Origin of the sequence: Sphingobium fuliginis (assembly GCF_015074805.1) — a bacterium.
GTDB classification, from domain to species: Bacteria; Pseudomonadota; Alphaproteobacteria; order Sphingomonadales; family Sphingomonadaceae; genus Sphingobium; species Sphingobium fuliginis.
This window is the reverse complement of record NZ_CP060036.1, coordinates 508021-528148: the sequence shown is the minus strand read 5'-3', so window position 1 is coordinate 528148 and position 20128 is coordinate 508021. Positions and strand designations below refer to the sequence as shown.

The window sequence follows — 20128 nt, the reverse complement described above, 5'->3', positions numbered from 1 at the left end:
CAAAAGACATCCTGATCCAAGAATATCGACTTATAAACAGATTTTTTGTTCGGCATGCGACGCTCGGAGACGTTATGACAACAAAGAGACTGATTGCGCCGACTGACCGAACAGCTCGTGCAGCGCTGACCGCGCGTCACGAGCACATTCGATCTGCCATGACGTGAGGGATCAAGTCGGCAGGGGCATCCGCGGCCGGCAGCGTTACCGGGCAGGCGCAATCGTCGCGAGTGCGCCGTGGGAATCGCGGATCGTCACCGGAACCGCAATCGAAGGTCGACGCCGAAGCTGCGTGGCTGGGCGATGCCCCAGCTATTGGCGGGCGTAAGATCGCCGCCATTTTCCACCCCTCTGACGAAATAGGCGTCAAACAGGTTCTGCGCATAGGCGACGATTTCGACGCCCCTGCCGCTGTCATAGCCCAGCCTCAGATTGATCTGCGTATAAGCTTCCCGTCGGGTGATGCCCCGCCAGTCGAAACTCTCCCTTCGACGCCCCTCATGCATCCACTCGCCTTGCAGATAGATCTCGGCCGGGCCGATCGGATAACGGCCGGTCGCGACGCCCGCGCTCGACCAGATCGGATTGGGCAGGCCGCCGCAGTCCTTTTGCCCACAGTCGCGGTCGTCCTGCTTTTCGGTTCGCGTCCAGGTCACATGGCCCGACAGGTCGAAATAGCGGCTCGGCTTCCAATTGAGGGCGCTTTCCACGCCATATCCGGTCACGCTGCCGACATTCACGACCTGCTGGGTCCGGCTTTCCGTGTCGAAATAGACCGTCTGAAGATTGCGGTAGCGATAATGGAAGCCGGTTATGTCGAAGCTCAGCGTCCTGGCGAGGGCCAGGCCCTTTATCCCCAGCTCCTTGCTCCATATCGTCTCCGGCGCGAAGGCGTCGGGCTTCGTTCCGTCGGGCACCAGCCGATACGCCTCGACCGGGACAGGCGCGGCGACCGTGAACGATCCGAATCCGCCCGCCTTGTAGCCGCGGGTGATGCTGGCGTAGAGGTTGATGTCCGGCCCCACCGCATATCGCACATAGGCGCGTGGCGTCAGTCCGCCCCAGCTCTTGCTGGAAGAAACGGGACCATCGGTGAAATAGGTGAAGGTCCAGACATTGCCGAGGCTGCTTTGGCTGGGCAGCACATCGATGCTGAAATGCTTGCGGTCTCGCGCATATCGAATGCCAATGCCAGCCTCCAGCGCTTTCGAGAAATGAAAGTTGGTATCCAGGAAAACGGACCATCCGCGGTTGCGGGACCGCACGTCGTTGATGTCGGTCAGCAGGCCGCCCGGCGCCGGCCGGTAGGGCGCGCCGTAAAGGTCCATGGTCATCCCGCCGCAATCGGCATAGCCATAGCCCGCCGTGCAGACGAGATCCTCGGCAGCCTGGTTGGTGAAGCGCGCCGCGACATCCTCCCAATAAAGCGAGACCCCCGCCGACCAGGTCAGGCGCCGATCGTCTCTGGACATCAGCCGGAAGTCCTGACTGACATAGCGGGCATGCTGGCGCTGGTCGTAATTGCCCAGTTGCAGCGCCGTTCCGTCATAGTCCTCCAGATAATGGAAATCGGACTTGCGAAAGGCGGTCAGGCTGTTGAGGCGCGCCGATCCAAGATCGAGATCGATCGATGCGGTCAGGCTGGTGATGTCGCCATCGTCACGCGGTCTGAGGAGATCGGTATCCACGTCGCGGCGAGACCCCCGGATAACAATATCCCGCTGCAAGACTTCGCTGAGATAGTCGAGAACTTCACGATCGTCATTGGACGCCCGATAAGGCGCGCCGTCGAGCCGCCGACGCTCATGTTCGGCACTCAGCAGGACATCGGCATCGCCGGCCCTGTAGCGCAGGGCGACGCGGCCGGCCTGCTTGTTGCCGCCCATCAGGCGATCATTGCGGCCGGCCGTGAAGGCATTGTCTATCCAGCCATCATAATCCGTCGCATAGCCCGCAATGCGAAGCGTCCAGTCCTCCGCCACCGGCAGGTTGATGGCGCCTTCTGCATCCTTGCGGCCGAAGCTGGCGACCCCGACATAGAGATGCCCGGAAATACGCCCCGGATCCGGCTTGTTGGTCATGATGCTGATCGCACCGGAAATGGCATTGCGGCCGAAGAGGAACCCCTGGGGCCCTCGCAAGGCTTCCGCCTGCGCGACATCGAACAGGGAGGTCACGGCAGCGCCTGTCCTGCCCTGATAGACCCCATCCTTGAAGATCCCGATCGAAGGATCGCCGCCAATGCCATAGTCGTTGGAGGTGATGCCCCGGATGGCGATGCTGTCGATATAGCTGTCGTCCGAATTGCCTGAAAAACCGGGCGTGAAGGTGACGATGTCCTTGACGTCGTCCAGCCGCGTGCGGTCGAGAAAGGCTTCGCCGAAGGCGGAGATCGCCACGGGAACGGTCTGGATGGCTTCCTCCCGGCGCTGCGCCGTGACGGTGATCTCCGCCGCCGATATGGGGTTCGGCAGGTCCTCGGCAGAGGCGGAATGCGGCAGCATGACAGCACAGGCCGTCAGGGCCGGGAAGATACGAAGATGCATGATTACCCCTTCACGCCGCGCGCAGGCGGGCAATGACCAGATCGAACCGCTGCGTCAGCTCGCTGGCGCTGGACCGGACCGCGGCCCCTACATTGAGCGTATGTTCGGCGTTCGCCTTCACCGCATCCAGGCCCGCGGCGATGACGCTGATGGCGTCGTGCACCGCTTGCGCGTCGCCGCCGACGCTCTGACTGCTCGCCAGGATCGTACGGGCCCCCTGATGGTGCTTATCGGCGGCCAGGGACACATCCGACACGTTGCGCTCCAGTTGGCGGACGACGGTGTTCAGCAGGTTGAGCAGCGACGCGATCGAGGAGGCGGATGCGTTCACCGCCTCGATCCGCCGCTCGATCTGGCCCGCCATGTCGCCGGCCCTGTTCGCCAGCGTCTTTATCTCGCCGGCGACGACCGCAAAGCCGGCTCCCGCCTCGCCGCCCCGCGCAGCCTCTATCGTGGCGTTCAGGGCCAGCATGTTCGTCTGGCCCGCTATTTGCCGGATGGTGCGGGTGGCAAGGTCGATCGCCTCTATCTCCCTTTGCAACTGGTCATTGGCGCCCATCACCGCGCGAGCCTCGACTTCCGTCTTGTCCATGTTCTGACGGGTGGCGATCGATTGGGTGTGGATCTGGCCAATGGCGACGCTCAACTCCTGCACATGCGCCTCGATCTCGTGCACGGCCTGCGCCGACGCACGGCTGCGGTCGCGGACCAGGGCCGTCCCGGTGAGCTGTTCCGCGAGAGCGGCCAGCGTGTCGCGGGCGCTGGCTTCAAGCTGATCCGCCTGCCTCAGCAAGGATCCCGACAGGTCACCCACGCTGGTGGAGAGAAGATTGGCGACCTCATGCGCGGCGTTTCGCAGCGCTTCGCGATGTTCGGCCTGTTCCCGCCCTTCCCGCTCTGCAATGGCGGCGATCTGCTCCCTCGCCTGTTCCGCCTGTTGGCGCGCCTCTTCCGCGGCCAGAGTCGCATTCTCCCGATCCCTGGAGATGCGTTCGGCCCGCAACCGGCCGGCGAGCAACGACGCATGGGTCCGCAACATGGCGCGCGAGACGGCGAGGAAAAACAGGATGAAGAGCGCGGCGGCCGATGCCAGCAGCCATGAAAGGCTCTTGAGCGCCGCTATGCCCGGGCGCACCGGCAACCAGTGGATATGGCCCAAATCGGCGCCGTCAGGACTGATCAAGGGATGACCGGGCGATGTCTCGGCATCCGCTTCCGGCGGGTTGAAGCTGATGTCCGCCAATGCATAGGCCTGTTCCCAACTGGCGAACAGCTCGGCATCCAGCGGGCGAACCACGACGACATGGCGGAGCGGCCCGGAAGGGAGCGGCCGGTTGGCGGAAAAAGGAAGGATCGGGGCGCCGGCGAACAAGGCCGGACGGCCCCGATAAAGCTGGATGAAGGGACGGATGGGGAAATTGCGGCGATCATCGACATGCTTGGGCAGCGTGCGTTCAAGATGCCGAAGCGCTTCCGGCGCATCCTTCATCAGCGTGGTTCTGACGGTCGATCGGGGCTGCCAGCCGAAAATGGTCCTGCCGCGCTCGTCGAGAATATATAGGGGCATGGCGCCGCCGAAGTTCGAGGCGGCCCATTCACGGTCGATCCGGCCGTATAGATGATCGACGGCGTCATCCCAGAGCGCATAATCCCGGGCCGTGGCTGCAAGAGCGTTGGTCTCCCGCTTCATGGCGCCGTTGACCATGCGCGCCTTTTCCAGCGCCGCCGCATCGTCCATCCTCGAAACAAGCACGGTCACGAGGATGCCGCAGGTCATGAAGGTCACGAGCGTCAACGCGATGAGCGGCAGGATGGCGCCGGGCAGGCGGCGAAGTGCACCTGTCAATGGGGCTAGATGCCGCACGATGTAAGAGCCCCCGTCTGACCAGCCTTGTCTTGCCGTTTGACTGCGCCCCGAATGGTTATGATTGATTTAACGCTTCTGCCATTGGGCTGAAAATTGTTCTGCGTTTAACCTATGTCAGATAACTTAGGTAATAGGGTCCGGCGACTTTGGGCGACCTGACAGGAATATCCTGTATCTGCTTCGTGGAAATGAGAGGATATGGCGCGAGGCATCTGCGCCAGCTTCGGTCAGGCTCGATAAAATCGATGGCTGCTCATTCAAGACTTCCGAAGATCGGTTCAGGACGATCCTCAGACCTGTCCGGAGCCGTGGTTGGAGCGGGAGGCGCAGGCTCGTCCCGGCGGGCATCATCCGGTCGCATGGCCGCATGCTGCTCAGGCCAATGGAGGAAGGGCAGGACCGTACCGGAGCCACGCCACACATCAACCTGATCCAGCCGGACATCCGAGAACAGCCATTGCGGCCGGTTGACTTCACCGACCGCGAATACGCCATTATCCGGCGCGATGCCGTCGGGCGGACCGTAAATGGCTGCCGCGCCGTGATTGTCATCCAGAGAGGGCACCCAGGGCGCCTGCCCCACCGTGGGCGCCTGGACGACATAGCATTGGTTTTCCAGCGCGCGGGCCTGCGCCCCGATGCGGACGCGCCAATAGCCCTGCATGCTGTCGGTCGCAGACGGCACCAGGATGATCCTGGCGCCCGCCTCGGCCTGTGCCCGCGCGATCAGCGGAAATTCGGCATCGTAGCAGATGGAAATCCCTACCCTGCCGAAGGGCGCATCCAGGACATGAACGGCCTCGCCGCCCGTTATGCCCCAGATTTCCCGTTCGAACCGCGTCATGACGATCTTGTCCTGATAACCGGTCCGGCCATCGGGGCAGAAGAGCCGGGCGCGGTTGACGACCGCTCCCCGGGCGTCGCGGCACGGGCGGCTGCCGCCCAGGATCGTCACGCCATAATGGATGGCGAGTTGCCGGTGCAGTTCGTCGATCCGTTCCCCCAGCGCCACGACATGGTCGAGCGAAGCATGAAGATCGGCCGCCGCCGCCGGATCGGTGCCGGCCAGTTCCATGGCGGCATATTCCGGAAAGACAAGGAGCTGCGCGCGCCTGGCCGCCGCCTCCGACATCCAGCGGCTGAGCTTCGCTTCCCAGGCGCCGTAGCTCGGCAACAGTTCGATCGGATATTGCGCGGCTGCAATGCGGACGTCGGTCATTCGGAGTCCCGTAGCGGCTTCCGCCCGAAGCGCGTCGGATGATCGCCCTCCCCGGCCTGCCTCATCCCGCCTTCACCTGATCCAGCCAGTCGGCCAGATTATAATGGTTGCTGACCCGCGCGATCACGCCGTCGCGCAGTTCGAAGAAGGCGCCGACGCGCAAAATATAGCGCTGGCCGGATGCAGGAGGCAGATCGCCGTCCGTTTCCATATATTCGCCCTCCAGCATGAATTCCGCGGCCGCCCGTTTTCCATCGGCGGAGGCCAGGAACACGGGATCGATGACCCTTTCCCTGTAGCAGCGGTTCATATGGTCGAGGAATTGCGCAAAGGCCGCCTTCCCTTCCCGCGCTGAACCCTGCGAGGGTTCGTGCACGACATCCTGCGCCAGCAGATCGAGCATCGCCGGGCTGTCGCCGCGATTGAAGGCCGCATAATAGCGACCGAGCAGGTCCGCAGCCATGGCGTTCAATCCTCCGGCGCGATGGTGACGCGAAGGCCGTCCGGTTCGACCGTCAGCGGAATCTGGCAGGACAGGCGGGACCGGTCGATACGATGATCGCTGCTGTCGAGCAGGTCGTTCTCATCAGGGCCGAGCGGCGGCAGACCGGCTGCGCGTCCGTCATCCACATGGGCATGGCAAGCATGTTCTGCGCCGTCGCGGCCGGTCACGAAAATCTGCACCATCGATCAATCCTTGCCAAGACGGGCCGCATGCCAGCGCAGATGGTCCGCCATGAAGGTGGAAATGAAATAATAGCTGTGGTCATAGCCGTCGCGCAGGTTCAGCGTCAGGTCGATCCCCGCTGTCTCGCAAGCCGCCTTCAGCAGTTCCGGGCGCAATTCCTGTTCCAGGAAATTGTCGGCCGTCCCCTGGTCGACCAGCAGCGCCGGAACCCGGGCGCCGTCCTCGATCAGCGCGACCGCGTCATGCCGGCGCCAGGCGGCCGGGTCGTCGCCCAGATAGCCGGCCAGCGCCTTCTGTCCCCAGGGCACCTGCCCCGGCGCGACGATCGGCGCGAAGGCCGATACCGCCTTGTACCGGTCGGGAAGGGTGAGGCCGATGGTCAGCGCGCCATGGCCGCCCATGCTGTGACCCATGATCGACTGGCGTTCCATGTCCGCGGGGAAATTGGCCGCGACCAGCGCGGGCAGTTCCTGGGTCACATAGGACCACATGCGATAATGGGCGGCGAAGGGGGCCTGCGTCGCGTCGACATAGAAGCCGGCGCCCAGACCGAAATCATAGGCCCCGTCCGGATCGTCCGCCACGGCATCGCCGTTGCGGTCCGGGCCGCGCGGGCTGGTGTCCGGCGCGACGAAGATCAGGCCCAGTTCGGCGCAGGCGGCGCGGAACTCGCCCTTTTCGGTGACATTGGCATGGGTGCAGGTCAGTCCGGACAGATACCAGACGACCGGCAGTTTCGTCCCTTCCGCATGGGGCGGCACATAGACCGAGAAGGTCATGTCCGTCCCCGTCGAGGCGGAGGCGTGCCGGTACACGCCCTGCACGCCGCCAAAGGCCTTGTTGGCGCTCACCTGTTCCATGATCACCTGCCATCCGATCGCGTGGAAACGGCACCGGAAGTCACCGCCATAAATTTTCTCCTCGCCGTATCAGAACAGCACGACGCTGCGGATGCTCTCTCCCGCATGCATCAGGTCGAAGCCCTTGTTGATCTCCTCCAGCGTCAGGACGTGGGTGATCATGGGATCGATCTCGATCTTGCCGTTCATGTACCAGTCGACGATCTTGGGAACGTCGGTGCGGCCCTTCGCGCCGCCGAAGGCCGTACCCTTCCAGACCCGGCCGGTGACGAGCTGGAACGGGCGGGTGCTGATCTCCTTCCCCGCTTCGGCGACGCCGATGATGATGCTTTCCCCCCAGCCGCGATGACAGCATTCGAGCGCGGTGCGCATCACCTCCGTATTGCCGGTCGCGTCGAAGCTGTAGTCGGCGCCGCCGTCCGTCACCTCCAGAATCCTGGCGACGGTCTCCTCGCGCGACAGGCCCCTGCTGTTGATGAAATGAGTCATGCCGAACTTGCGGCCCCATTCCTCCCGATCCGGGTTGATGTCGATGCCGATGATCTTGTCCGCGCCGACCATCTTCGCGCCCTGGATGACATTGAGGCCGATGCCGCCCAGGCCGAAGACCACGACATTCTCGCCCGCCTGCACCTTGGCCGTGTTGACGACCGCGCCCACGCCGGTGGTGACGCCGCAGCCGACATAGCAGCTCGTCTGGAAGGGCGCATCGTTGCGGATCTTCGCCACAGCGATCTCCGGCAGGACGGTGAAGTTGGAGAAGGTGGAGCAGCCCATATAGTGGAAGATCGGCTGGCCCTTGTAGCTGAAACGGGTCGTGCCGTCCGGCATCAGTCCCTTGCCCTGGGTCGCGCGGATCGCGGTGCACAGGTTCGTCTTGCCCGACAGGCAGCTTTTGCACTGGCGGCATTCGGGCGTGTAGAGCGGGATCACATGGTCGCCGGGCTTCACCGAAGTGACGCCCGCGCCGACCTCCCGCACGATGCCGGCGCCCTCATGGCCCAGGATCGAGGGGAAAATGCCCTCGCTGTCGAAACCGTCCAGCGTATAGGCGTCGGTGTGGCAGATGCCCGTCGCCATGATCTCCACCAGAACCTCGCCCGCCTTCGGGCCTTCCAGATCGACTTCGACGATCTCCAGTGGCTTCTTCGCCTCGAAGGCGACGGCGGCGCGGGTCTTCATCTCTCATTCCTCGTCATGATCATTTGCGAGAAGAGAGGCCATGGCTCCCGCCGCGCCCTCTCTTTCCGCCCTCCCTAGCGCTGTTCCGCAATGGTGATAATATAGTGTTTCGGAAAATCATTATTCCTGAGCTGGTATAATCAAATGTCCAACTGGGATGGCATAGACGAGTTCATCAGTGTCGCCACCGCAGGCTCCTTCACGCGCGGGGCAAGGGCGCTGGGTGTCTCCACCACCCATGTCAGCCGGTCCATCATGGCGCTGGAGCAGCGCGTGCAGGCGCAGCTTTTCCACCGGACCACCCGGACCGTCCGGCTGACCGACACCGGCCGGGTGTTCTTCGAACGGTGCGAGCGCATCGCCAAGGACAGGGACGAAGCCATCGCCCTGATCGGAGAGAGAAGCGAGCCGCAGGGAGAGTTGCGCGTCACCTGCTCGACGGCCATGGGGGAGCGCTTCGTGGCGCCGATCATCCGCCGCTTCGCCATGCAGCATCCCAAGCTGGCCGTGTCGATCGAATTGTCCAACCGGGTCATCGATCTGGTCGGCGAGGGATTCGACGTCGCGGTGCGGACGGGGACGGTCAACGACCCTCGCCTGATCGCGACGCGGGTGGCATCGCGCACGCTCTACACCTGCGCAGCCCCCAGCTATCTGGCTTCCGCGGGCCGCCCCGCCAGCGTCGGTGCGCTGGCGGGGCATGAATGCATCGCGGGCTCCGCAGGCACATGGCATTTCAAGGTCGATGGCCAGGAAATGATCCATCGGCCCAAGGGGCGCTTCAGGTGCAATAGCGGACACGCCGTCATGGAAGCGTGCATTTCGGGGCTCGGCATCTGCCAGCTCCCGGATTTCTACATCCTCCCCTATCTCAAGCACGGCATGGTCGAACTGCTGCTGGAGGATGTCCAGCCGGACGATGAGCCCATATGGGCGGTTTATCCCCAGCGGCGGCATCTGCTGCCAAAGGTGCGGCAGGTCGTGGATTGCCTGCTGCATGAACTGGGGCCGGCGATGAACACCCCCAGAAGGGAAGCCGCGGTCAGGCCAGACCGATACGTTCCTTAAGCCGGTCGCGAGACGAAGCGAGGAAATCCAGCGCCGCGCCTTCATCCGACATCGCCCGCGCCAGCGTCATGGCCCCGACAAGCTCCGCAAGCAGCGAATGGGCGAGCGCCGCGCCATCGGACCGGCCCGCAATCTCCAGCGCCCGCGCAATCCCTTCTCGAAACCGCCTGACCCCCGCTTCGAACCGCAGGCGCGCGTCGGGTGGCATGCGTGCGGCCTCCCCCGAAAGGCCGGGCAAGGGGCAACCACGGTCCGCCGCTCGATAGGCGCTTTCCGACAGATAATGGTCGATCAGGCTGGCAAGGTCCGGCCTTTCCCCCAGAAAGCGATCCAATATCGTGGCGCTTTCCTCGAACATGCGGTCGACGGCATGCGCCACCAGATCGTCCCGCGACTCGAAATGAGCATAGAAGCCGCCATGGGTGAGGCCCGCCCGCTGCATCAGCGCCGAGACGCCGATCCCTTGCACGCCCGCCATGCGCATGGCCCCGGCCGCCTCGCCCAGGATACGCGCGCGCGTCTTCGCCTTGTGCGCGCTCTTGTCAGCCATGACCGCTCGTCCTCCTCTTCTTCTGCGTCTTTGCCATGCCCCTTCCCTCTGGACAAATGACAATCGTCATATATATGATGTTCGTCATATTCGCAACGGTGTCAGGAAGGGCGATGATGCAGCCCGAGATAATGTTAGGATTCACCGGCACCAGCCCGTGCTGGAGCCTGCCGCCTTTTCGATGCCGCCGTTGATGTGACGGGCCTCACCGGCTCTTCCGACCATCCCCAGGAGTATTGCCATGACACAGGCTGAAAAGAACATTGCCCTTATCACAGGTGCTTCGACCGGTATCGGCGCGGTCTATGCGGACCGCCTGGCCAGACGCGGCTTCGACCTCATTCTCGTCGCGCGGGACCGGCCGCGCCTGGATGCGCTGGCCGAAAGGCTGCGCGGCGAAGCGGGCGTGGACGTGGAGGTCATCGCGGCGGACCTGACCGCCGAGGGCGACCTGCAACGGATTGAGGAGCGCCTGGCCGCAGGCGACGTCACCATGCTCGTCAACAATGCGGGCATGTCGCTGAACGGCGGCATATTGGACAATGACACGCCGCAATTGTCGCGGATCATCGCCCTCAACGTGACGGCGCCGACCCGGCTCGCCTCCGCGGCGGGCAAGGCCTTCGTCGCGGCGGGCCGTGGCGCGATCGTCAACCTGTCCTCCGTGCTCGCCCTCGCGCCCGAGATGTTCGATGGGGTGTATAGCGGAACCAAGGCCTTCATCCTGAACCTCAGCCAGTCGATGGCCACGCAATTGCGCGACAAGGGCGTCCGCGTGCAGGCCGTCCTGCCGGGCGCCACGCGAACCGAAATCTGGGCGCGGTCGGGCAAGGATGTCGATGCCTTTCCCGCAGGCTTCGTGATGGAAGCGGGCGATATGGTGGATGCCGCCCTGCTCGGCTTCGACAGGGGCGAGACCGTCACCATTCCGCCGCTGTCCGACGAACAGCAATGGCTGACCTTGCAGGAGGCGCGCCTCGCCATGGGACCGAATCTGTCCAAGAGCGATGTCGCGCCCCGTTATCGGGACGCCCTTCTTACCGCCTGAGCGGGCCGCCGATGCGGGAGGCGGCTTCCCTTTGCTTCAGCCGTCCCGATCCTTGGCCGGCACCAGTATCAGCTCGCGTCCTTCCACCCGCCAGGACGCGAGCTGCGTCAGAAAGTTCATGCCCAATATGTCGACATTTCCCAGCGCCGGGGAAATGATCACCTTGAGGTTGCGGGCTTCCATTCCGCCGACCTTCAGACGCGCGACGGTGCCGGTGTCGGCCCGGATGGTTCCGTTCGCCGTCCGCATGAGGACCGGCACCAGACCATCGTCCACGCTGACCGCGGCCTGGCGCGCAGTCTCCCGGGAGAGCGCCGTCACCGTCGCGCCGCTGTCGATCAGCATCCGGCGCTTCACGCCATTGAGTTCGGCCCGTGCCCAGAAATGGCCATCCGCCGCCATGCGGATGCGGATCATATCCCCCGTCACCTGCTGGCTGCTAAGGCCCAATCGGTTCATCAGCGGGCTCAGATTGGGGTCGAACGGGGCCTGTTGCGCAAGGATCAGAAGGCACAGCGCCAGCAGAGCCACCGATAGGAGGGCGCGGAGGACGCGTCCGATGAAGGGAATGTTGAAGAGCAGGATGAGGAAGACGGCGCCTGCCAGTGCATAGGGAAGAAGGCGTTGCCATTCGGGATTGGTCGCGATGTCCATCGCCTTCGAACCGATGGAAACGCCGTTTGATCCCGGAGCGCGCCGTCGCTTGCCGCCAGCGGTCTGCGGCATGCCCGCGCTCCATCGGCGGATGGAATGTTGCGCGCCTCCCTTCCCCGCGCCAATCTCACAGATCGGCGCAAAAGCGTTGCCGATGAACTGCTTAGCGGGCGCAATCCCCTTCGGGGGCTGGCGTGAAAAGGGAACAGGCCGATGCGACGTAGGGGTCGACGCGGAGGGTTTGCGCAGTCCGGATCGATCGCGCGGGACACGACCGCAGCGCTTTTCCTGGGGGGCATGATGATGACGCCCGCCGAAGCGGAGGCGCAGACGGCGCTCCGCTTCTGGGATGGCAGCGATCCTGAACTGCACGCCAATGGCGCCATAGACGGGGGGGCCGGCCTCTGGCGCATGACGGAACCGAGCTGGACCGACAGCAACGGCGTCATCAACGGCCCGATGCGCCCGGTGCCCGCCTTTGCGATATTCCAGGGAAGGCCGGGAACGGTCACCATAGACGACAGCCAGGGCGTGCCGTCCGTCACCGGCATGCTGTTCCGGTCGGACGGCTATCGCCTCACCAGCGGGTCGTTGAAGCTGGACGGCGGCGCCTATACCTCGATCCGGTCGGAAATGGGCGCCACCACCCGGATCGATGCGGAACTGACCGGCACGGGCGGGGTGTTCTTCAACGATCTGGGCACGGTCGTGCTGACCGGCAAGAACAGCTATCTGGGCAACACGCGGGTCGATGGCGGCACCGTCATCGGCAATGTCCATTCGATCCGGGGCAATCTGGAAAATGGCGGCACCGTGATCTTCGGCCAGGAGGAGGACGCGACCTTCGCCGGGAATGTCAGCGGGGTGTTCAGCTTCTGGGGATATATGATCAAGCAGGGCGCGGGCGCCCTCACGCTGGGCGGCGGCAATGCACTGAACTGGCGGGTGGACGAGGGGCGCCTGATCGCCCGCGCCCAGGGATTTGGCGGCGATGCCGAAATCGGCGGTGGAGGTGCGCTGACCTTCTCCTCCGGCAACATAACGGGCGCGGAAACGGTATATCCCTATCGGCTATCCGGCAGCGGGGGATTCGACGTGACCGGCTCCGCAACGCTCTTGATGACCGGGCAATCGGGCGATTTCACTGGCGCCACCCGCGTCGAAGGCAGCGCATTGCGGGTCGATGGCGCGCTGGGCGGCACGCTTCGCCTTTCCGACGGCGGCGTGCTGAGCGGCACGGGCCGGGTCGGCGCGGTCGATGTCGGAGGCGGCGGCCGCCTGCTGGGCAGGGGTGGCGACACGCTCCACATGGCCAGCCTGAAGCTGGGTTCGGGATCGGTCGTCGTGGCCGCCCTGCGCCGGTCGGGCGATCCGGCATTGTTCGATATAGCCGGGAACCTGACACTCGACGGCATCCTCGACCTTGGCGGCAGCGATCCTCTGGAAGACGGCCTCTACCGGCTGTTCAGCTATGGCGGGCAGTTGACCGATCATGGCCTGGAACTCGGCGCCCCGCCGCCCGGACAGGTTCCAGGCAGGCTGTCGGTTCAGACGGCGACGGCGGGCCAGGTGAACCTGCTGTCCGGCGCGTCCGCACGCCCGCTGCTTTTCTGGGATGGCGGCGATCCAACGCGCCATTCCGATGGCAGGGTGGATGGCGGGCCCGGCACATGGCGCGCCGGGACGCCGGACTGGACCGGGGAGGATGGCGCGAGTAGCCGCACAGCCGATCCCGCAGCCTTCGCCATCTTTGCCGGGCGTGGCGGACAGGTGGTCCTGGACGGCAGCGCGGGGGCATTGTCGACCGCAGGCATGCAGTTCGCCGTGACCGGCTACCAACTGTCGGGAAGCGGGCTGACGCTGACGGGAGGCGACCGCACGGTCATCCGGGTCGGTGACGGAAGCGTCTGGAGCACAACGATGACCGCCGAAATCGCGGCGGCTCTGTCGGGCAACACCACGCTCGTCAAGCAGGACGCGGGCACGCTGATCCTGTCGGGCGTGAACGGCTATGCCGGCAATACGGAGGTTGCGGCGGGCACGCTGGTCGGCAATGCGCTGTCGATCCGCGGCGACATATCGAACGCGGCGACAATAGTGTTCGACCAGCGAACCAATGAAGGCTTTGCCAGTGGCATCCGCCCGCTTGGCGGCATTGCGGGCCGGATGGTGAAGCGCGGCAGCGGCGTTCTGACGCTCATGGGAGCAAGCACGCTGGACTGGCGGCTGGAAGAAGGGCGGCTGGCCACCGCCGCCAGCCGCTTCACCGGCGACGCCGTTCTGAACCCGGGCGCCGAACTGCTGTTCGAGGAACCGGGCGACAGCCGCTATGCAGGCACGCTGGCGGGTGCCGGCCGCTTCATCAAGGCAGGAACCGGCGATCTGACGCTGACCGGCGGATCGCGGGATTTTACCGGCGCCACGCAAGTGCGGTTCGGTCGCTTGACGGTCGACGGCGCGCTAGGCGGCGCGCTGGCGGTGGAGGGCGGCAGCCTTCTGGCGGGACGCGGCCGCCTGGGCTCGGTGCGAATCGCACCGGGAGGGATAATCGCGCCAGGGCCAGGCATCGCGACGCTCACGGTGGAAGGCGATCTGGAACTGTCGCCGGGCAGCCGTACGGAGATCGAGGTCGATCCATCGGGCACGGTCACTGACCGCATCGATGTGCTGGGCACGGCGACGCTTGGCGGCACGGTGGCGCATATCGGCGCGAACGGCGCATATCGGCCAAGCGCGACCTATACCATCCTCACCGCCCAGGCTGGAATCCGGGGGCGGTTCGACACGGTCACCTCCTCCTTCGCCTTCCTGACGCCGAGCCTTGGCTATTCGGCCAATGCGGTCACCCTGACGCTCAGGCGCAACGACGTCCGGTTCGATGAGGTGGCCGCCACGTCCAACCAGCGCGCCGCCGGAGCCGCGCTCCAGACACTGGGTTCGGGCAATGCGGCCTATGACGCCGTGCTGCTGAGCGATGCGGACACGGCGCGCAATGCCTTCGACCGGCTTTCCGGGGCGTTCCACGCCTCGATCCGTACGGCGCTGGTGGAGGCCAGCGGCCTTTCGCGCGATGCCACGCTGGAACGGCTGCGCGGTTCGGCCGACGACCGGCCGGGGCCTGCCTATTGGGGGAAGGCGCTTGACGAATGGGGCAACCGGCGGGGCCATGACAATGCGTCGGTCGTGGCGCAAGGTTCGTCGGGCGCCTTGTTCGGGGCCGAATGGCAGGTGCCGGAAACGACGCTGCGGCTGGGTATCGTCGGCGGCCATCATCGCGCCGCCATGAGGGCGCAGGGCTATGCCGACATCGACAGCTACCATGCCGGTTTCTATGGCGGCGCTGCGCTGGCGCCAGTCACGCTGCGCGGCGGTCTTATCGTCAGTTGGCAGGACATTGACGCGCGACGCTCGGTCGCCTTCGCTGGGTTCGCGGATAGCCTCAGCACACGGTACCGCGCCACGACGACCCAGGCCTTTGCCGAGGCGGCCCATCGCTTCGCCCTGTCCGCCGGAGCGCTGGAACCCTTCATCAGCATGGCGCATGTGCAGCTTCGCGTCGGAAAAGGGCAGGAAAGCGGCGGCAGCGCGGCGCTGGCATTGGGCGGGGATTCGATGCGGACCAGCTTCGCGACCGCCGGTCTGCGCGGCGACACCCGGCTGCAATGGGGCGCTTCATCGCTGACCTTGCGCGCATCGGCCGGTTGGCAGCATGCTTTCGGAGATCAGCTTCCGGTGGTGGGAGCCGCCCTGGGCGGCCAGCATTTCAATGTGACGGGCTTGCCGATCGCCCGCGACACGCTGGTCAGCGAGATCGGGCTGGAAGCGGCGGTGGGATCGAACATGCGGATCAATCTCGGCTACAGCGGCGCGCTCTCGCCGGCCAGTCAGAACCATGCCGCGCGGGTGGGGCTGCTATGGCAATTCTGACGAAGAAAGCCGCGCCGCATGGATAATGGCCGAAGAAGCGACATGAGGGCGGAACGAGTCCCGCGGACGGGCGTCTCCTGAATCACCATGAAGACAGGCGACGATATTTTGGCGCAAGATGCGGCGGTCATGGCCCATGACGCCCGCCGGCTGTCGCCCGGGCCGTGAAGGTCGCGACCTACAATGTGAACGGGGTCAACGGCCGGCTCCCTGTCCTGCTTCGCTGGCTGGCCGAGGCGCGGCCTGACATCGTCTGCCTTCAGGAACTCAAGGCGCCCGACGAGAAGTTTCCGGAAGGGCCGATCCGTGACCTTGGATATGATGCGGTCTGGCATGGCCAGAAAAGCTGGAACGGCGTGGCGATCCTCAGCCGCGTCGGCGAAATCCACGAAACCCGCCGCGGCCTGCCCGGCGATCCCGACGACAGCCACAGCCGCTATATCGAGGCGGCGGTGAACGGCATCCTCATAGGCGGCCTCTATCTTCCCAATGGCAATCCCCGCCCCGGCCCCAAGTTCGACTATAAGCTCCGCTGGTTCGACCGGCTGATCGACCATGCCGCCGGGTTAATCGACCAGCGGCTGCCGGTCGTGCTCGCCGGCGACTTCAACGTCATGCCCACGGACCTCGACGTCTATAAGCCGGAACGCTGGCGCGACGACGCGCTGTTCGCGCCGGAGGTCAGGGCAGCCTATTTCCGTCTGCTCGACCAGGGCTGGACGGACAGCCTCCGCACGCTTCATCCCGATGAAACCATCTACACCTTCTGGGATTATTTCCGGAACGCCCATGCGCGCAATGCGGGGCTCAGGATCGATCACCTGCTGCTCAGCCCGGCCCTTTCGAACCGGCTCGTCGCCGCCGAAGTGGATCGCGATGTGCGCGGCTGGGAAAAGACCAGCGATCATGCGCCGGTCTGGATCGAACTGGCGGATGCGCCGCCGCCGCGCGCCAGGGAGAAGGGATGATGAACGCCTCTGCCATGCTTTCCGGCGGCTGCGCCTGCGGCGCGGTGCGTTATGCGCTTCATTCCCAGCCCTTCGATGCAGGTTATTGCCACTGCCGGCTATGCCAGTTGACGAGCGGCGCGCCGGTCATGGCGTTCGCCACGGTTCCGGTCGGGGACTTTCTCATCGTCGCGGGCGAACGCGCCGTCCGCCGGTCCTCCGACTTTGGCGAGCGCGGCTTTTGCGCCGCGTGCGGAACGCCTCTCACCATGCAGGTCGATCACCAGCCCGACACGATCGACTTCACGATTGCCACGCTTGACGATCCCTCCGCCCTTGCCCCTCAATTCCATATCTGGGATGCCAGCCGCATTCCCTGGTTCGAAATGGCCGATGCCTTGCCGCGCCATGCCGGTTTCCGGCCCGATACGGTGGGACTGGACAATGGCGTTTCCGGCGGCGATTCCTCGGCCGGCAGAGGTGCATAGCTGTCGTCGAGCGCAACGAGTTCGGGCGCGCGGTGATGGAGGCGTCGGCAACGGTTCGATGACCAATTTCATCTTCCGGTCCCCTTCTGCCCGCCCCGCCCTATCTTCGCGTCGCTATCTTCCCGATGGCCGATAGAAGCGCGGCGGGAAAGGGGCGGCCGGCGAGCCTTTGGGATCGCGCAGTTCGTTCCGCTCCCCGGCATCCGGGCTGAGCGGAATCTGCATGCCGCCCGTTTCCTCCAGCATCCGGAACAGCTTCGCGCTCATCCGTTCGGCCAGTTGCTCATGCCCCGGTCTGGCCAGCAGATTGGCGCTCTCCTGCGGATCGGCCGCCAGGTCGTACAGTTCGTCCACGTCCCAGATGCCGTGGAAGTGGATATATTTATACCGATCTTCGCGCAGGGCATGGACGGTCGGCGTCTGCGGAAAGTTGCGTTCCCAATAATATTCATAAACCAGATCCTTGCGCCACGGGACCGCCCGTCCCTGCGCCAGCGGCAACATGTCCATGCCGGCAAGCCCATCCGGCGCCTCCAGCCCCGCGGCGGCGAGCATGGTGGGCGCAACGTCGAGATTGGCGACGATGTCCTCCACCGTCCGCGGGCCGAAGAGGGAGGGGCAGCGCATCAGCATCGGCACGCGCATCGATTCCTCATAGGCAGCGCGCTTGTCGATCAGCCCATGTTCCCCGAACATGAACCCGTTGTCGCCCATATAGAGGATCAGCGTGTCGTCCAGATCGCCCCTTCGTTCCAGCAGGTCCATGATACGCGCCAGTCCTTCGTCGACGGCCAGCAATGTTTCCATATAGCGCTTGTAATAGTCGGCGATGTCGAGCTTGCCGTGATAGGCATAGTCGACGCCGTGCCAACTGTTGCGCTGGTTTTCGACCCACATCGGCCGGCCCGGAACATCTGGCTTCATCGTGTCCGGATAGCGGAACGCCTCCCCGGAATAGCGCCCTGCATGCCGCTCGGCCGGAATGAACTCCGAATGGACGGCCTTGTGCGCCAGATGCATCATCCACGGGCGCTTGCCGTCGCGCTTGCCGATCCAGTCCATCGCATAGTCGGTCAGTTCGTCGGTGATATAGCCCCTTTGCGGCACCTTGCGGCCATTGACGTTCAGGCCATCCTCGCCCGGCAGATAGGTGCCCTGCCCCTTGAAGCTGACCCAATGGTCGAAGCCGGGCTGGGGCTGGTCCGTTTCCTGCCCCATGTGCCATTTGCCGATGAAGGCGGTCTCATAGCCCGCCTGCTGGAGATATTCGGGATAGTAGATGAGGCCGGCCGGTATCGGATGATTATTGTCCACTACCCTGTGCTGATGCGCATAGAGCCCCGTGAAGATCGTGGCGCGACTGGGCGAACACAGGGCGGTGGTGACGAAGGCGTTCCTGAAATGCACCCCCTCCCGCGCCAGCCGGTCCAGCGTCGGCGTCTCCCCGAAGGATTGCGCCTTCATGAAGCCGATCGCGTCGTAGCGATGATCGTCGGTGAGGACGACCAGGATATTCTTCGGCCTGGTCCCTGCGCGGCGGCGCAGCTTCAACCGCTTCTTTTTGGCCGGGACGGCCGCGGCATCCGCCGCCGCCCAACTGTAAAGGCCGAATGCTCCCGCGCTGCCGGCCAGCAACAGGCCGCGCCGGTCCAGCTCGTCCGCCATCACGGCCGTCCCATATGCGAATAGGGATCGGTCTGTCCGGCCAGCCAGGGGTCTTTGGTCGCCGCCCGCATGGCATGCAGACGTTCGGCCAGCGTCCGCTTCACCCCGGCATAGGCGGGATCGGCGGCGACGTTCCCCAGTTCATCCGGATTGCGCGTCAGGTCGTAAAGCTCCTCCGCGTCCCGCTTGAGATAGGCTGCCTGCGTCCTCTTCCCCAGGCGGATGGCGGGATCGGCGCTGATCGCCTTCCACGCCGGAGAACCCGCCACGTCTCCGGCGATGGGATAGTCCAGCGGGGAAGCGAGGTTGAGAATATAGCTGTGCGTCCGCGTGCGGATGGCCCGCATGGGATAATATTGGTTGATCTCATGAAAGTCGTGGCTGGCGAACACGGCGTCGCGTTGCGAATCGGCGCGACGGCCCAGCAGCGGCAGCAGCGAACGGCCGGAAAGCGCATAGGCGGTCGGCGCGGCGACGCCGGTCCATTCCAATATGGTCGGCGCGATGTCGACCCAGCTCACCATCGCATCGTTGACCGCGGTCGCGCTTCCCGGGGCGCGGATGATCAGCGGCAGGTGCAGTCCGGCGTCGTAGAGATTGGTCTTCGCGCCGGGAAAGGGCCGCCCATTGTCGCTGAGGAAGATCACCAGCGTATCGTCGGCGCGGCCGGTCGCGGCAAGATCGTCCAGGACCATGCCGACCCCGCTGTCCAGGCGGCTGACGGACTCATAATATTCCGCCAGGTCGGCTCTGACGGCCGGCAGATCGGGCAGATGGGACGGAACGGGCACTTTGCGCGGATCGTAGCGGGCCGGCTTCACGCCCGGCCACGGCCGGTCATTGCCATAATCGACGGCGGCGCGATGCGGATCGCTATAGGCGATGGTGACGAAGAAAGGCCGATCGTCCGTGGAGCGGATGAAGCTGGAGGCCGCAATCGCCAGTTCGCGGACATCGCGGATGCCGGACCGTTCGGGCACAAGTTCCGCCTCATAGGGAAAGGCCGAGTCCGGCCCCACATGCTTCTTGCCCACAAGCGCCGTCGCATGGCCCGCCCGCCGCAGGAGCGAGGGCAGCGTTTCTATTCCCGGCAGCAACGACTGGTGATGGATGTCGTGCTGGAGCCCGTACATGCCGTTCTGGTGCGTGTAGAGCCCGCTATTGATCACCGCCCGGCTGGGACTGCAGGAGGATACGGCGGCAAAGCCCTGGGTGAAGCGCGTCCCCTCCCCCGCCAGCCGATCGATGCGCGGGGTGCGGATCGGCACGCCATAGCAGCCGAGGTCCAGGCCCTGATCGTCGGAAATCAGCAGCAGCACGTTGCGCGCCCTGCCCCGCCGCGTCTGGGACAGGCCGGCCGGGGCGACGGACGCTGCCGCCGCCCCGGCCATTCCCTTCAGAAGGTCGCGCCGGTCCATC

15 protein-coding genes and 1 pseudogene are annotated in these 20128 nt (G+C 65.0%); 5 read left to right on the top strand and 11 right to left on the bottom strand.

Features of this window, described 5'->3' with window-relative positions; translation table 11 throughout:
- Positions 1 to 254: 254 nt before the first annotated feature.
- The 7 genes and pseudogenes from H5V43_RS18510 to H5V43_RS18480 form a co-directional block, all read right to left on the bottom strand.
- Positions 255 to 2546, bottom strand: coding sequence for a TonB-dependent receptor (locus H5V43_RS18510; protein ID WP_025548452.1), 2292 nt, complete (start codon positions 2544 to 2546; stop codon positions 255 to 257).
- A 10-nt stretch (positions 2547 to 2556) separates the two neighbouring features.
- Positions 2557 to 4392 (bottom strand): methyl-accepting chemotaxis protein, encoded by a 1836-nt coding sequence (locus H5V43_RS18505; RefSeq protein ID WP_025548454.1) that lies wholly within the window; start codon positions 4390 to 4392, stop codon positions 2557 to 2559.
- A gap of 274 nt (positions 4393 to 4666) precedes the next feature.
- The gene (locus H5V43_RS18500; protein ID WP_193666891.1) at positions 4667 to 5632 is read right to left on the bottom strand and encodes a carbon-nitrogen hydrolase family protein; all 966 of its coding nucleotides are present in this window, start codon (positions 5630 to 5632) and stop codon (positions 4667 to 4669) included.
- Between the two features lie 61 nt (positions 5633 to 5693).
- Complete coding sequence (locus H5V43_RS18495) at positions 5694 to 6095, bottom strand: ketosteroid isomerase-related protein (RefSeq protein WP_044660762.1); 402 nt, start codon at positions 6093 to 6095, stop codon at positions 5694 to 5696.
- 5 nt (positions 6096 to 6100) lie between these two features.
- Positions 6101 to 6274 (bottom strand): annotated as a pseudogene (locus tag H5V43_RS18490) (2Fe-2S iron-sulfur cluster-binding family protein); the annotation flags it as partial.
- 48 nt (positions 6275 to 6322) lie between these two features.
- Positions 6323 to 7180: an S-formylglutathione hydrolase gene (gene fghA / locus H5V43_RS18485; RefSeq protein ID WP_025550196.1), complete on the bottom strand. Its 858-nt coding sequence runs from the start codon at positions 7178 to 7180 to the stop codon at positions 6323 to 6325.
- 69 nt (positions 7181 to 7249) lie between these two features.
- On the bottom strand, positions 7250 to 8362 hold the full coding sequence (locus tag H5V43_RS18480; RefSeq protein ID WP_025550197.1) for an S-(hydroxymethyl)glutathione dehydrogenase/class III alcohol dehydrogenase: 1113 nt from the start codon (positions 8360 to 8362) through the stop codon (positions 7250 to 7252).
- A gap of 144 nt (positions 8363 to 8506) precedes the next feature.
- Here H5V43_RS18480 and H5V43_RS18475 point away from each other — a divergent pair, with 144 nt between their 5' ends.
- Positions 8507 to 9430, top strand: a complete 924-nt coding sequence (locus tag H5V43_RS18475) for a LysR family transcriptional regulator (protein ID WP_025550198.1) — start codon at positions 8507 to 8509, stop codon at positions 9428 to 9430.
- Here the strand turns inward: H5V43_RS18475 and H5V43_RS18470 are convergent.
- Positions 9405 to 9980 carry a TetR/AcrR family transcriptional regulator gene (locus tag H5V43_RS18470; RefSeq protein WP_025550199.1) on the bottom strand — a complete coding sequence of 192 codons (576 nt, stop codon included), beginning with the start codon at positions 9978 to 9980 and terminating at the stop codon, positions 9405 to 9407. The two genes, H5V43_RS18475 and H5V43_RS18470, sit on opposite strands and share 26 nt — an antisense overlap.
- 241 nt (positions 9981 to 10221) lie before the next feature.
- Here H5V43_RS18470 and H5V43_RS18465 point away from each other — a divergent pair, with 241 nt between their 5' ends.
- Positions 10222 to 11028 (top strand): SDR family NAD(P)-dependent oxidoreductase, encoded by an 807-nt coding sequence (locus H5V43_RS18465; protein ID WP_025550200.1) that lies wholly within the window; start codon positions 10222 to 10224, stop codon positions 11026 to 11028.
- Positions 11029 to 11064: 36 nt separating this feature from the next.
- On the opposite strand, the gene H5V43_RS18460 is transcribed toward H5V43_RS18465, so the two are convergent.
- Complete coding sequence (locus tag H5V43_RS18460; protein ID WP_238320131.1) at positions 11065 to 11754, bottom strand: retropepsin-like aspartic protease family protein; 690 nt, start codon at positions 11752 to 11754, stop codon at positions 11065 to 11067.
- A 225-nt stretch (positions 11755 to 11979) separates the two neighbouring features.
- On the opposite strand from H5V43_RS18460, the gene H5V43_RS18455 reads away from it, so the two are divergent.
- The 3 genes from H5V43_RS18455 (at position 11980) to H5V43_RS18445 (ending at position 17044) form a co-directional block, all read left to right on the top strand.
- The gene (locus H5V43_RS18455) at positions 11980 to 15609 is read left to right on the top strand and encodes an autotransporter outer membrane beta-barrel domain-containing protein (RefSeq protein ID WP_244968715.1); all 3630 of its coding nucleotides are present in this window, start codon (positions 11980 to 11982) and stop codon (positions 15607 to 15609) included.
- A 164-nt stretch (positions 15610 to 15773) separates the two neighbouring features.
- Positions 15774 to 16577, top strand: coding sequence for an exodeoxyribonuclease III (xth, locus tag H5V43_RS18450; RefSeq protein WP_025550202.1), 804 nt, complete (start codon positions 15774 to 15776; stop codon positions 16575 to 16577).
- Positions 16574 to 17044 (top strand): GFA family protein, encoded by a 471-nt coding sequence (locus H5V43_RS18445; RefSeq protein ID WP_200887644.1) that lies wholly within the window; start codon positions 16574 to 16576, stop codon positions 17042 to 17044. Before xth ends, H5V43_RS18445 begins: the two co-directional genes overlap by 4 nt.
- A 114-nt stretch (positions 17045 to 17158) precedes the next feature.
- On the opposite strand, the gene H5V43_RS18440 is transcribed toward H5V43_RS18445, so the two are convergent.
- Together H5V43_RS18440 and H5V43_RS18435 are read right to left on the bottom strand one after the other, a co-directional pair.
- On the bottom strand, positions 17159 to 18709 hold the full coding sequence (locus H5V43_RS18440) for a sulfatase family protein (RefSeq protein WP_128830799.1): 1551 nt from the start codon (positions 18707 to 18709) through the stop codon (positions 17159 to 17161).
- Entirely contained in the window at positions 18709 to 20127 is a 1419-nt protein-coding gene (locus H5V43_RS18435) for a sulfatase family protein (protein WP_193666889.1), read from the bottom strand. Before H5V43_RS18435 ends, H5V43_RS18440 begins: the two co-directional genes overlap by 1 nt.
- Position 20128 lies beyond the last annotated feature (1 nt).